General features: G+C 71.0%; 11 protein-coding genes. 6 read left to right on the forward strand and 5 right to left on the reverse strand.

The features are described from left to right. Positions 1–9: 9 nt before the first annotated feature. The 3 genes from AC6CCG_RS29355 to AC6CCG_RS29365 all read right to left on the reverse strand — a co-directional run bounded on the left by AC6CCG_RS29355 (position 10) and on the right by AC6CCG_RS29365 (position 3,968). The gene (locus AC6CCG_RS29355) at positions 10–1,821 is read right to left on the reverse strand and encodes an AMP-dependent synthetase/ligase (protein WP_496658334.1); all 1,812 of its coding nucleotides are present in this window, start codon (positions 1,819–1,821) and stop codon (positions 10–12) included. 93 nt (positions 1,822–1,914) lie between these two features. Next, positions 1,915–3,489, reverse strand: a complete 1,575-nt coding sequence (locus tag AC6CCG_RS29360) for a multicopper oxidase family protein (protein WP_496658335.1) — start codon at positions 3,487–3,489, stop codon at positions 1,915–1,917. Further along, positions 3,486–3,968 carry a hypothetical protein gene (locus tag AC6CCG_RS29365; RefSeq protein ID WP_496658336.1) on the reverse strand — a complete coding sequence of 161 codons (483 nt, stop codon included), beginning with the start codon at positions 3,966–3,968 and terminating at the stop codon, positions 3,486–3,488. The genes AC6CCG_RS29360 and AC6CCG_RS29365 overlap by 4 nt, the downstream gene beginning before the upstream one ends. 140 nt (positions 3,969–4,108) lie before the next feature. On the opposite strand from AC6CCG_RS29365, the gene AC6CCG_RS29370 reads away from it, so the two are divergent. Next, positions 4,109–5,278: a winged helix-turn-helix domain-containing protein gene (locus AC6CCG_RS29370; RefSeq protein ID WP_496658337.1), complete on the forward strand. Its 1,170-nt coding sequence runs from the start codon at positions 4,109–4,111 to the stop codon at positions 5,276–5,278. Here AC6CCG_RS29370 and AC6CCG_RS29375 read toward each other — a convergent pair whose 3' ends face one another. Then, the gene (locus tag AC6CCG_RS29375) at positions 5,279–5,935 is read right to left on the reverse strand and encodes a 3'-5' exonuclease (RefSeq protein ID WP_496658338.1); all 657 of its coding nucleotides are present in this window, start codon (positions 5,933–5,935) and stop codon (positions 5,279–5,281) included. A gap of 65 nt (positions 5,936–6,000) precedes the next feature. Between AC6CCG_RS29375 and AC6CCG_RS29380 the strand changes: the two genes are divergently transcribed. Both AC6CCG_RS29380 and AC6CCG_RS29385 read left to right on the forward strand, forming a co-directional pair. After that, a complete protein-coding gene (locus tag AC6CCG_RS29380; protein WP_496658339.1) occupies positions 6,001–6,324 on the forward strand; it encodes a PadR family transcriptional regulator in 324 nt (107 codons plus the stop codon). Next, entirely contained in the window at positions 6,321–7,037 is a 717-nt protein-coding gene (locus AC6CCG_RS29385; protein WP_496658340.1) for a hypothetical protein, read from the forward strand. The genes AC6CCG_RS29380 and AC6CCG_RS29385 overlap by 4 nt, the downstream gene beginning before the upstream one ends. On the opposite strand, the gene AC6CCG_RS29390 is transcribed toward AC6CCG_RS29385, so the two are convergent. Further along, entirely contained in the window at positions 7,027–7,578 is a 552-nt protein-coding gene (locus tag AC6CCG_RS29390) for a YceI family protein (protein WP_496658341.1), read from the reverse strand. The two genes, AC6CCG_RS29385 and AC6CCG_RS29390, sit on opposite strands and share 11 nt — an antisense overlap. Positions 7,579–7,694: 116 nt before the next feature. Between AC6CCG_RS29390 and AC6CCG_RS29395 the strand changes: the two genes are divergently transcribed. The 3 genes from AC6CCG_RS29395 to AC6CCG_RS29405 all read left to right on the forward strand — a co-directional run bounded on the left by AC6CCG_RS29395 (position 7,695) and on the right by AC6CCG_RS29405 (position 12,588). Next, complete coding sequence (locus AC6CCG_RS29395) at positions 7,695–8,162, forward strand: MarR family winged helix-turn-helix transcriptional regulator (RefSeq protein WP_496658342.1); 468 nt, start codon at positions 7,695–7,697, stop codon at positions 8,160–8,162. Positions 8,163–8,590: 428 nt separating this feature from the next. Next, positions 8,591–11,485, forward strand: a complete 2,895-nt coding sequence (locus AC6CCG_RS29400; RefSeq protein WP_496658386.1) for an FAD-binding and (Fe-S)-binding domain-containing protein — start codon at positions 8,591–8,593, stop codon at positions 11,483–11,485. Continuing rightward, on the forward strand, positions 11,482–12,588 hold the full coding sequence (locus tag AC6CCG_RS29405; RefSeq protein ID WP_496658343.1) for an alcohol dehydrogenase catalytic domain-containing protein: 1,107 nt from the start codon (positions 11,482–11,484) through the stop codon (positions 12,586–12,588). Before AC6CCG_RS29400 ends, AC6CCG_RS29405 begins: the two co-directional genes overlap by 4 nt. Positions 12,589–12,616: the final 28 nt, after the last annotated feature.

Genomic DNA, 12,616 nt, shown 5'->3' on the forward strand with positions numbered 1-12,616 from the left:
GCGTCCCGCTCAGTCGCGATCGTAGAGGCCGTCGAGCAGGTCGGAGTACTTGCGCTCGACCGCCTTCCGGCGGATCTTCAGGCTCGGCGTCACCTCGCCGGACTCGACGCTCAGCTCACCGGGCAGGATGGCGAACCGCTTGATCGTCTCCCAGCGTTCCAGGGAGCGGTTGGCCTCCTCGACGTAGCCGTCGATCAGCTGCCGGACGGCGGGCTGCTCGACCAGGCTGGTCAGGTCGGTGAAGTCGAGGTCGTTCTCCTTGGCCCAGGTGGTGATCGCGTCCGGGTCGAGCGTGATCAGCGCACTGATGTACTTGCGGCCGTCACCGTGCACGACGATCTGGCTGATGTAGGGACAGGCCGCGATCAGGATGCCCTCGACCTTCTGCGGCGCCACGTACTTGCCGCCGGAGGTCTTGATCAGGTCCTTCTTCCGGTCGGTGATCCGCAGGTAGCCGTGATCGTCGAGCTCGCCGAGATCGCCGGTCGCGAACCAGCCGTCCTTGAGCACCTCGGCGGTCGCCTCGGGCTGGTTGTGGTAGCCGGACATCACGCCCGGGCCCTTGACCAGGATCTCGCCGTCCTCGGCGATCTTGACCTCGGTGCCCGGCACCGGCGGCCCGACGGTGCCGAGCCGCGGAGCCCTGCGATGGTTGACGAACGTGGCGGCGCTGGTCTCGGTCAGCCCGTACCCTTCCAAGATCAACAGGCCGGCCGCGTAGAACCATTCCTGCACCTCACGGCTGAGCGCCGCGGAACCCGAGACGAAGAACCGGATCCGACCGCCCATCCGCGCCTTCAGCTTGCTGAACACGAGCTTGTCGGCCAGCTTGTACTGCAGCGCGAGCAGACCGGTCGGCTGCCGCCCCTCGAGCCGGATCGGGATCGTCTTGTGGCCGACCGCGAAGGCCCAGTTGAAGATCTTGCCGCGCAGGCCGTGCGAGGCGCCCATCATCACCCGGGCCCGGACCTTCTCGAAGATCCGTGGCGCGCCCGCCATCATGGTCGGCTGGACCACACCCAGGTTGTCGACGATCTTGTCGATCGCGCCCTCGACCGCGGTGGCGAACCCGATTCGCAGTTGGATCGCGATCAGCGCCTTGCCGAACACGTGGGACAGCGGCAGCCAGAGGTACTGAAGATCATCGGGACCGATCAGGTCGTACGCCTCCAGCGACACGCCCTCGTACGTCCAGCAGTCCTGGATCAGCCGGACCCCCTTCGGCCGGCCGGTGGTGCCCGAGGTGTAGATCAGCGTCGCCAGGTGCTCCGGCCGGATGCCGGAGATCGTGTGGTCGATGGCCTCCGGGTGCTCGGCCAGGAACTCCCGGCCGCGCCGCTCCAGCTCGGCCCAGGTGATCACCAGTTCGTCGTCCAGCTCGCCGTCGATCAGCACGATCGCGATCACCTGGGACAGCTCGGCCCGGTGATCGAGCACCTTGCGGGCCTGCTCCGGGTTCTCGGCGAAGATCACCCGCGACGCGGAGTCGGACAGGATGTAGGCCACGTCGGCGTGCTGAGTGGTCGGGTAGACCGTGGTCGTCGCCGCGCCCGCGCACATCACGCCGAGATCGGCCAGGATCCACTCCATCCGGGTGCCGGACGCGATCGCGACCCGGTCCTCCGGCTCGATGCCGAGGGCCAGCAGTCCGGCGGCGAGGACGTACGCGCGGTCCTTGGTCTCCCGCCAGGTCAGTGAGACCCACCGATCGCCCTCCAGATACCGGTACGCCTCCTGGGTCGGCGTCTTTTCGACCCGCTCCAACAGCATCGCGCCGACCGACGCCGGCCGGGTCAGCTCTGCACCCGTGGTTTCCGCCACTCTCTCCACCTCATCTGCTCGGTCTATGCAGAGGGTAGCCAAAGATCGTCGTACGGACGTCTGTTGGTTCCGACTCGTTATCCCCGGACGGCCTCAGCCGAGGGTCCGGAACGCCGCCATCATCATCATGTCCTCGTGCTCGAGATTGTGGCAGTGCAGCACGAACCGCCCGGCGTGATCGGTGAACCGGACCGCCACCTCGACCGTCTCCCACGGCCGCAGATCGACGGTGTCCTTCCAGCCTGCGTCGTACGGCCCCTGCACCCGGGTCCCGCGCCGGATCACCTGGAACGGGTCCAGGTGGACGTGCACCGGATGGTGCAGATCGGAGTAGAAGCGCCAGATCTCGATCTCGCCGAGCCGGGGTTCGGCATCCATCCGGGCCGGGTCGAAGTCGAGGCCGTTGATCCGCCAGTGCGCCCGGCCCTCGTCCCGCTCCCGGACGAAGCGCCACTCCCGGACCGGGGCGTCCGGGCCCGGCCGGAGCGGTTCGATCGTGCTCAGCTTCGCCGGGATCGCCGAGTCGTCGGCCGCCTTGCGGACCACCCGGAACCTCAGCACGGCATCGGTGCTGCCCACGCCGAGCCTGTTGATCATGGTCACCTCGGTGCCGACCGGGTAGGCCGAGAAGTCGATCACCACGTCGAACCGCTCGGCCGGCGCGGCGATCAGGTCGGTGTGCTCGACGGGCTCCGCGAGCAGGCCGCCGTCGCTGCCGACCTGGACGAACGCCGGGCCGCTGGGCGGCGCCGGGTCGAGGGCGAACTGGTAGCGGCGCGCGTTGCTCGCGTTGACGATCCGGAACCGGTAGCGCACCGCGTCCACCTCGAGCACCGGCCAGGGCACCCCGTTGACCAGGATCACGTCACCGAGCACGCCCGGCGAATAGTCCTCGATCACGCCGGGAATCGAAGCCAGGTTGGGATCCAGCGAAGGGTACGCGAGCGAGCCGTCGGCCGCGAACGACCGGTCCATGATCATCAGCGGCAGGTCCCGGTCGCCGCTCGGCAGCGGCAGCGCCTCCTCCTCGTCGTCGGTGATCAGGTGCAGCCCGGCCAGCCCGCGCCAGACCTGCGGGCCGGTGAAGTCCATCCGGTGATCGTGGTACCAGAGCGTCGCGGCCCGCTGATCATGGGGATACTCGTAGTCGCGGACGCCGCGGGTGATCTCCCCGTCGGCCGCGTGGGCCTGGTGGCCGTGGCCGTACGACCCCGAGGCCGGCAGCACCAGGTCCACCGGGTAGCCGTCGCTCGCCGCCGGCGTGTGGCCGCCGTGCAGGTGGGTCACGGTCGGCACGGTGAGTTCGTTGCGGTGCCGGACGATCACCCGCTCACCCCGGCGCGCCTTGATCGTCGGGCCGGGCAACAGGCCGTCGTAGCCCATGATCTCGGTACGCAGCCCGGGCAGCAGCTCGACGGTGGCGGCGCGCTGGGTGATCTCGTAGCGGGTGGCCCCGCCCTCCCGGCCGGTGGGCCGCTTGACCGGCGGCACGGCGAACGGACGGGTGAACCGGTCCGGCAGCGGGGCGGCACTGGGCAGCAGCCGGGCGGTCTGCTCCGGCGACTCGCCGGAGGCGCAGCCGGCCAGCCCGGTGGCCGCGGCGGCGCCCAGCCCCAGGCCGCCGACCAGCAGGGTGCGCCGGCTGATGATCATCCGGTTCCCGATCATGCTGCCCCTGATCCCTCTGGGTTCGCCGTCCGGGCGGCCCGCGGTCCCCGGTCCCGGCCGGTCGAGGGCAGGAAAACCGCGATCGCCAGCAGCACGGCCAGGGTGACCAGGCCGACGCCGAGCGGCACGTGGATCCCGAGCAGGCGGGCGTAGCCCATGCCGATCTGGAAGCCCTCGACGAAGAACAGCGGTGCGGTCGCGATCAGCAGCCAGACCCGGCCGCCGGCGATCGCGTACAGCAGGGCGACGATGGCGAGCAGGAACGCGGCGAACGACAGCAGGTGGCCGAAGACCGAGTGCATGTCGAGCATGCCGAAGGAACCGCTGAGGTACTGGCCGATCGTGATCGGCTGCATGATCGCGAACAGCACGTGCAGCACGGCGAAGAGGCGGAGCAGGACGAGGGTGACAACGAAGAACGCCCTGCGTTTCGGGCGCGGCGCCGACGGCGGCGCCTGCGGGAGCGTGGATGCGGACACGCCCTGACCATATAAGTAGGCTGTCTACACATCCATGGGTGATCACCCGGAATCTGCCACCCCGGTCCCCCGCGACCTCCAGGGTCATGGCCCCGGTCGACCGCGTCGGACTGTCAGTGGCCCCGAATAGGGTCGGGACCATGCCGACCGCCGTGACCGCCAGCACCGTGACGCTCGGCAAGGCCGCGGCCCGCCGGATCTGGATGCGTGCGCAGCGACTCGACAGCCGGGAACCGTTCGGCGCCGGACCGGAGGCGACCCGCGCGGCCGTGGAGCACCTCGGCTACGTCCAGATCGACACGATCCACGTCATCGAGCGGTGCCACCACCACATCCTCTGGAGCCGGATCCCGGACTACCGGCGGGAGGACCTGCACCGCGCCCAGACGACCGACAAGTCCGTCTTCGAGTACTGGACGCACGCGCTCGCCTACGTGCCGACCCGCGACTTCCGGTTCTCCGTCGGGGCGATGGTGCGGCAGCGGCGGGAGCCGGTCCCGCAGTGGTTCGGCACCGTGACGGACGCCGACGTGCGTCGGGTGGTCCGACTGATCCGGGCCGAGGGTCCGCTGACCATCCGCGACTTCAAGGACGACGTGCTGGTCGAGAAGACGCACGCCTGGGCCAGCCGGAAGCCGTCCAAGGCGGCGCTCCAGGTCGCGTTCAACCGCGGACTGCTGGCGGTCAGCGAGCGGAGCGGCATGGTCAAGACGTACGAACTGCTTGACCGGCACTTCGGCTGGGACAAGCCGCCCCGGCCGGCCACCGAGCGGCAGCTGCACGCGCACCTGCTGGACCGCGCCCTGACCGCCCAGGGCGTGGTGAGCATCGATTCTGCCTGCCACCACCAGCGGCCGCCCGCCAAGGCCGGAGTGCGGGCCCTGATCGAGGCGCGGGTCAAGCGTGGCGAGCTGGTGCCGGTGATCATCGAGGGTGCCGAGAAGGTGCCGCACTGGGCCGAGCCGGCGACCCTGGCCGAGGAGCCGGACCTTGATCAGGACCTGGTGCACATCCTGTCGCCGTTCGACCCGTTGATCATTCTGCGCAAGCGGCTCGCCCAGTTCTTCGGCTACGAGCACGTCTTCGAGGCGTACGTACCGAAGGCGAAACGGGTGTTCGGCTACTTCGCACTGCCGGTGCTGGTCGGCGACGAGGTCGTCGCGGTGATCGACTTCAAGACCGACCGTGATCAAGGTGCCCTGCAGGTGCAGCAGTGGACCTGGGTCGGCCAGGGTTCCGAGCGCCGCCACCGGGCCCGGATCGAGGCCGAGCTGGACCGGTTCGAACGGTTCCAGCTGGCACCGTCCTGATCACCGGGACGGCTGCGGGTCCACCGTGCCCAGTCCGGCGGTCCCGCGAACCGACGCGTTGATCAACAGGGCCACCGGCCCGGCGCCCTCGCGGCCCAGCTCCCGGAGTGCAACGGCCAGGGAGTGGCAGTCGAACAGGGCGGAGTGCTGGCCGCCGGCGACTTCCGGGCGCGGCAGCCCGAGGACGGACCAGAGCCGTCCGACGTTCGCGGTCGCGGTGACCGGGGCCAGGGAGTTGATCAACGGGCGAAGGTTGAGGAAGCCGGCGCCCAGGAAGCCGTGCGGGACCGTTTCGCCGCGGGCCCGGGCCCAGCCGACGTTCTCGCCGAGGACGACCATGTCGTTGCCGTACGAGACGACGACCTGGTGCCGGCAGAAGCCGAGGAAGGCACCCAGCGCCTCCGCCGGCGGCCGGCCGTCCCGGTCGATCCTGGCCTGCTCGATCCCGGTCAGTTCGCTGACGTACGGCGACAGCGTCGGATTCTGCAGCGGCCGGACCAGGGTCTCGAACTCGTCGACGACCTCGTACGTCTCCGCCGCCAGCCGCAGCGCCGCGATCTGGATGATCTCCCGGAGCTGTCCCGGCCCCGACCAGTCCGCGGCATTGGCACCCGGCCAGGAGGTGAACTCGAGATCGAACACGACGAAGGTCTCCACCGCTGAAGCCTCTCTGCTGCGCCTGCACCGGAGAGGCATCCTGCCAGGCCCGTAGAGTTGCCGGCATGGCGAGCGATCGGGTCAAGGGCCACTTGGACGGGCTCCTGCTTGCGGTGATCGAACAGGGGCCGCTGCACGGCTATGCGGTGATCGAGGCCTTGCAGGTACGGTCGGGCGGCTCGCTCGCCCTGCCGACCGGCACCGTCTATCCGGCGCTGCGCCGGTTGGAGGAGGCCGGCTGGATCAGCGGCCGTTGGTCCACCGTCGACGGACGGCGGCGACGGACGTACCGGCTGACCAGCGCAGGACAGAAGGCGCTCGCTGCGGAACGCGACGAATGGTCGGCGTTCTCCGGCGCCGTCGGGCGAGTGTTGGGAGAGGCACGATGATGACGATCGGTCGCCGTGATCCGATCACCGACGCGGTCGCGCAACTGGCGCGACTCCTGCCACCGCCGCTGCGGCCGGCGGGTCTGCTGCGCGAGGTCCGGGACGGCTTGAGCGACGCCGCCGAGGCCTACGAACGAGCCGGCTATCCACGGCTGGACGCGGCTCGGCGAGCCGTGGCGGACTTCGGGCCGATCGGCGATGCCGCGACCGAGGCCGCGCATGCCTCGCTGACCCGGCTCTGCCGGCTGACGTCCTATCTGATCAGCATCGGCTACCTGGTGACGATGTCCGGCTGGTTCGCGCTGGGCTTCGCCGGTCCCGCCGCCGGAGCCTGGGCGACCCATGGGCCGGGACCGACCATGTACTGGTTCGGCGTGCTGACCATCGGCGCCGCCACGGCAGGCCTGCTCACCGTACGGCGGCTCCGGAGTGAGGCCCGGCGACAGCGCACCGCCGCCACCTCGGCGCGGATCGTCATCGGGGTCGCACTCGGCAGCAGCGCCCTGACCCTGGTGTCGTCCTATCTGGTGTCGCCGTGGCGGTTCGACCTGCTCCCCGTGAGCGACTGGTCGCCGCACGACCTGATCGAGGTGATCTCCGGTGTGGTCCAGGTGATCATCCTGGCGGCGACCGCGCGCTGCGTGCTCAGCCTGCTCGCGGCCCGCCACGTCCGGGCGGGCCGCCAGGCCTTCGGCGAGACGGTCAGGACTTGACGGCTTCGAGGCTGATCGAGATGTCGACCTTGTCGCCGATCAGCAGCCGGTCGCCCTCGAGCGGGACGTTGAAGTCGACCTTGTAGTCGGACCGGTTGATCGTGACGCTGGCCTCGGCGCCGAGGCGGGTCGCACCGTACGCGTCGCCGGCGACACCGAGGAACTCGGCGGCCAGGTCGACGGACTTGGTGACCCCGTTGATGGTCAGGTCGCCGGTGATGACGTAGCCGTCACCCTTTGCGACGATCCCGGTGCTGGCGAAGGTGATCTCCTGGCCGGCATCGGCGTCGAAGAAGTCGGTCGACTTCAGGTGGCCGTCGCGCTGGCTGTTGTTGGTGGAGATCGACGGAACCTTGATCGCGACGTTCACCGAGGAGTCGGTGGGGTCGTCCGACTTGGTGATGATCTCGCCGCTGAAGTCCGCGAACGTGCCGCGCACCTTCGACATCAGGTGCCGGACCGAAAAGCCGACCTCGGAGTGGGAGGTGTCGATCGCCCAGGTGCCCGCGGCCAGGGCTTCGGCCTGAATGTCGTGGCTCATGCTCATGTGCTCCTCGTAGAGATTGGTTGAGGTTTCAACGACTTCAGGATAGGTCAAAGAAGTTGAATGGTCAACTTCCTGGAGTTACCGTGGAGTGACGACGGGAAGGAGGTTCGGTGACCGACAACGGCAAGGACCCGGTCTGGCTGACCGAGGAGCAGCAGCGGGTCTGGCGGGCGTACCTTCTCGGCAGCGCGCGGCTCAACGAACTGCTCGACGCCGGGCTGCGGCGCTACGGCGTCGACCTCGCGGAGTACGAGATCCTGGTGGTCCTCTCCGAGTCCGAGGACCACCGGCTGCGGATGTCCGAACTGGCTCGGGCCGTGCACCAGTCGCGGTCCCGGCTGACCCACACGATCACCCGGATGGCCCGGGCCGGCCTGGTCCGCCGGGCCACCTGCCCGACCGACCGCCGCGGTGTCTGGGCCGAGCTCTCCGACGAGGGCCGAGCCCTGCTGCGCCAGGCCGCTCCCGATCATGTCCGGGCCGTCCGGGAGAACTTCGTCGAAGCCGTCTGCCCCGAGGACTACACCGCCCTCGGCCGCGCCTTCACGTCCGTCGCCGACACCATCGGCGCCTCCTGAGCCCCGACACACCCTGAGCCCGCCGGCGGGCCCACCACCGCGCCCAGCCATGCGCCCTGAGCCCGTCGAAGGATCCAACCACCACGCGCCCTCCCCAACGCCCGCCCACCACGCGCCCTGAGCTTGTCGAAGGGCCCACCACCACACCCCATCGCAATGCCCGCCCACCACGCGCCCTCCGCAACGCCCCGCCCACCACACGCCCTCCGCAACGCCCCGCCCACCACACGCCCTCCGCAACGCCCCGCCCACCACACGCCCTCCGCAACGCCCCGCCCACCACACGCCCTGAGCTTGTCGAAGGGCCAAGTCGCATCGGCCCTTGCCCTTCGACAGGCTCAGGGACCGAAGGGGCCCGGAGTACGGGCGGCGAACGGAGCGGGACACCCGCTCACTACCATCGACGGGTGAGTACGCGGACCGAGCAGGTGGCGGCGAATCTCGACCTGGCCGAGCAGTTCCGGCGCAACGGGATCGCCGAGATCCTCGACGACAGCTCCCTGGCCCGGGCCCTGTACTCCTCCGACGCCTCCCTCTACCGGGTCGTCCCGCAGGCCGTCGCCCGGCCCCGCACCGTCGACGAGGCGGTGGCCGCGATCGAAGCCGCCCGCGCCGCCGGCGTGCCGGTCACCACCCGCGGCGCCGGCACGTCGTGCGCCGGCAACGCCGTCGGGCCCGGGCTCATCCTCGACACCGCCCGACACCTGAACCGGATCCAGGCGGTCGACCCCGAGGCACGCACGGCCACCGTCGAGCCGGGAGTGGTGCAGGCCTCCCTGCAGGCGGCGGCAGCGCCGTACGGCCTGCGGTTCGGGCCCGACCCGTCCACCCACACGCGCTGCACGATCGGCGGCATGATCGGCAACAACGCCTGCGGCCCGCGCGCGCTCGGGTACGGCAAGACCGCCGACAACGTGATCGCGCTCGACGTGATCACCGGCTCCGGCGAACGCCTCCGGGTCGGCCCGGACAGCGTTCCCGACGACTCACCGACGCTGACCGCGCTGCGCGGGCTGGTCGGTGATCATCTCGGCACGATCCGGACCGAGTTCGGCCGGTTCGGCCGCCAGGTCTCCGGCTACAGCCTGGAGCATCTGCTGCCGGAGCAGCGGTTCGACGTGCCGCGCTTCCTGGCCGGGACCGAGGGCACGCTGGCGGTCATCCTCGGCGCGACGGTACGGCTGGTGGCCGACGCCCCGCACAAGATCATGATCGCGCTCGGTTACCCCAGCATGGCCGACGCCGCCGATGCCACGCCGTTGATCTTGGAACACCGGCCGACGGCCTGCGAGGGACTGGACCGGCGGATCGTCGACGTGGTCCGCCGGGCCAAGGGCGACGCCGCGGTGCCGCCGCTGCCCCGCGGGGACGGCTGGATGCTGGTCGAGCTGGTCGGCGACGACCCGGCCGAGCTGCGGTCGCGGGCGGACGCCGCGCTGGCCGGCGCCGGAGCCCTGGACGGCTTCGTGGTCGACGATCCCGCCCGGGCCACCACACTGTGGAAGATCCGCGAGGACGGCGCCGGGCTGGCCGGGGTCAGCCTGAGCCGGCCGGCCTACCCGGGCTGGGAGGACGCTGCGGTGCCGCCGGAGAAGCTCGGCAGCTACCTGCGCGACTTCGACGCGCTGCTGCGTGATCATCGGCTGGACGGGCTGCCGTACGGGCACTTCGGCGACGGCTGCGTGCACGTCCGGATCGACTTCCCGCTGACCGAGCCGGGCGGTGCGGCGGCCTACCGCTCCTTCGTCGAGGCGGCGGCCGAGCTGGTGGCCGGCTACGGCGGCTCGATGTCCGGCGAGCACGGCGACGGCCGGGCCCGGTCGGCGCTGCTGCCCGCCATGTATTCGGCAGCGGCGATCGACCTGTTCGGGAGGGTGAAGTCGATCTTCGACCCGGACGACCGGCTCAATCCCGGCGTCCTGGTCGATCCGCGCCCGGTCGACGCGGACGTCCGGAGCGCGGCGATCGTCGGCCGGGTCGATCACTTCGCCGAGGCCGTCCACCATTGCACCGGGGTCGGGAAATGCCTGGCCAACGGCACCCCGGGACTGGGCGTGATGTGCCCGTCCTACCAGGCGACCCGGAACGAGAAGGACTCCACCCGTGGCCGGGCCCGGGTGCTGCAGGAGATGATCAACGGCAGCCTGGTCGATCAGGGCTGGCGCTCCCCCGAGGTACACGAGGCGCTCGATCTCTGCCTTTCCTGCAAGGGCTGTGCGCGGGACTGCCCGACCGGGATCGACATGGCGACCTACAAGGCGCAGGTGCTCGACCACAGCTATCGCGGTCGGCTCCGGCCGCGCAGCCACTACACGCTCGGCTGGCTGCCCCGCTGGGGCCGGCTGATCACCCGGCTGGGTGCGCTGGCCCGGGTGATCAACACCGCGATGGGACTGCCCGGCATCCGGTCCATGATCAAGTGGAGCGCCGGCGTCGATCAACGCCGCCAGTTGCCGCGATTCGCCGGTCGGCCCGCCCGGAAACGGGTCCGCAGCCGGACCGGTGGCGCCGGCCGGCCGGTGATCGTCTGGGTCGACTCGTTCTCCGACTGTTTCACCGGCGACGGGGCGACCGCCGTGGTCGAGGTGCTCAAGGACGCCGGGTACGCGCCGCGGCTGCTGGAGCGGAACGCCTGCTGCGGCCTGACCTGGATCAGCACCGGTCAGTTGGACGGCGCCCGGCGGCAGCTGCGGCAGGCGCTGGACGTGCTGCATCCCGAGATCGCCGCCGGCGTGCCGGTGGTCGGCGTCGAGCCCTCCTGCCTGGCCGTCTGGCGGAGCGACGCCGCCGAACTGCTGCCGGACGATCCGCGGGTGCCCGAGGTCGCCGCCGGCGTGCTCACCCTCGCCGAACTGCTGGACCGGACCGAGGACTGGAACCCGCCCGACCTGACCGGTACGGAGCTCGTCGTCCAGCCGCACTGCCACCACGCCTCGATCATCGGCTGGCAGACCGACGCGGCGCTGCTCGCCTCGACCGGCGCGACCGTGACCACGGTCGGCGGCTGCTGCGGCCTGGCCGGCAACTTCGGCGTCGAGAAGGGCCACTACGAGGTGTCCGTCGCGGTCGCCGAGCACGACCTGCTGCCGGCCGTGGCCGCGCACCCGGAGGCGCTGGTGCTGGCCGACGGGTTCTCCTGCCGGACCCAGCTCGCCGAGCTTGCCGACAAGCCGGCGATCACGCTGGCCGAACTGTTGGCCGGAGCGCCACGTCCGGCCGCCCGCCCGCCGGCTCCCCCGTCGGTCGGCCCGGCCGTCCGGCGCAGTCTGCCGGTGATCGGTTCGCCGGAACCCCGCAACGACGACGTTCGGAGAAGATCATGATCATCCAGGGTGCCGTGCTGGACCGGATCGGCGCCAAGCGGCCATACCGCGAGAGTCAACCGCTCAAGATCATCGACCTGGAACTGGACCCGCCCGGACCGGGTGAGGTGCTGGTCCGGATCGAGGCTGCCGGCCTGTGCCACTCGGACCTGTCGGTCGTCGACGGCAACCGGCCGCGGCCGACGCCGATGCTGCTCGGCCACGAGGCGGCCGGGCGGGTCGTCGAGACCGGGCCGGGCGTCGATGATCTTGACCCCGGGCAGCGCGTGGTGATGGCCTTCCTGCCCCGCTGCGGCGACTGCGCCGGCTGCGGCACCGACGGCCGGCTGCCCTGTTCGGTCGGTTCCGCCGCGAACAACGACGGCACGTTGCTCGGCGGTGAACGGCGGCTGCGCGGCCCTGACGGGCCGGTGCACCACCATCTCGGCGTCTCCGGCTTCGCGACGCTGGCGGTGATCAACCGGCGGTCGATGGTGCCGGTCGAGGACGACGTGCCGCCGGACGTCGCGGCCGTGCTCGGCTGCGCGATGCTGACCGGCGGCGGCGCGGTGATCAACGCCGGGCATCCCTCCGCCGGTGACACGGTGGTCGTGGTCGGGCTCGGCGGGGTCGGCATGGCCGCCCTGATCACCGCGCGCTCGCTGGGACTGGGCCGGGTGATCGGCGTCGATGCCGTACCGGAGAAGCTGGCGTACGCGACCGGCCTCGGCGCCGACGCGGTCTACCGGCCGGACGAGGCGCTGGCCGCCGGGCTCAAGGCCCCGGTGGTGATCGAGGCGGCCGGCAACGCCCGTGCCTTCGAGACCGCCGTAGCGCTGACCGCGGTCGGCGGGACGACCGTGACCGTCGGCCTGCCCGCGCCGACGGCCCAGGCCACGATCTCACCCCTCGGCCTGACCGCCGAGGCACGGACGATCACCGGCAGCTACCTCGGCTCGGCCGTACCCTCCCGCGACATCCCGCGCTACGCCCAGCTCTGGCGGGACGGCCGGCTCCCGGTCGAGGCACTGATCTCGTCACGGATCACCCTCGGCGAGATCAACGGCGCGCTGGACGAGCTCGCCGACGGACACGCCATCCGCCAAGTGATCATGTTCGACTGAACCTTTCGCGCCCTGAGCCTGTCGATGG

This window comes from Microlunatus sp. YIM B11417, from assembly GCF_059617205.1.

Coding starts and splice junctions, on each gene's coding strand:
- AC6CCG_RS29385 (WP_496658340.1), top strand. CDS start 6,321: ATGATGACGATCGGTCGCCGTGATCCGATCACCGACGCGGTCGCGCAA.
- AC6CCG_RS29405 (WP_496658343.1), top strand. CDS start 11,482: ATGATCATCCAGGGTGCCGTGCTGGACCGGATCGGCGCCAAGCGGCCA.
- AC6CCG_RS29380 (WP_496658339.1), top strand. CDS start 6,001: ATGGCGAGCGATCGGGTCAAGGGCCACTTGGACGGGCTCCTGCTTGCG.
- AC6CCG_RS29390 (WP_496658341.1), bottom strand. CDS start 7,578: ATGAGCCACGACATTCAGGCCGAAGCCCTGGCCGCGGGCACCTGGGCG.
- AC6CCG_RS29370 (WP_496658337.1), top strand. CDS start 4,109: ATGCCGACCGCCGTGACCGCCAGCACCGTGACGCTCGGCAAGGCCGCG.
- AC6CCG_RS29360 (WP_496658335.1), bottom strand. CDS start 3,489: ATGATCGGGAACCGGATGATCATCAGCCGGCGCACCCTGCTGGTCGGC.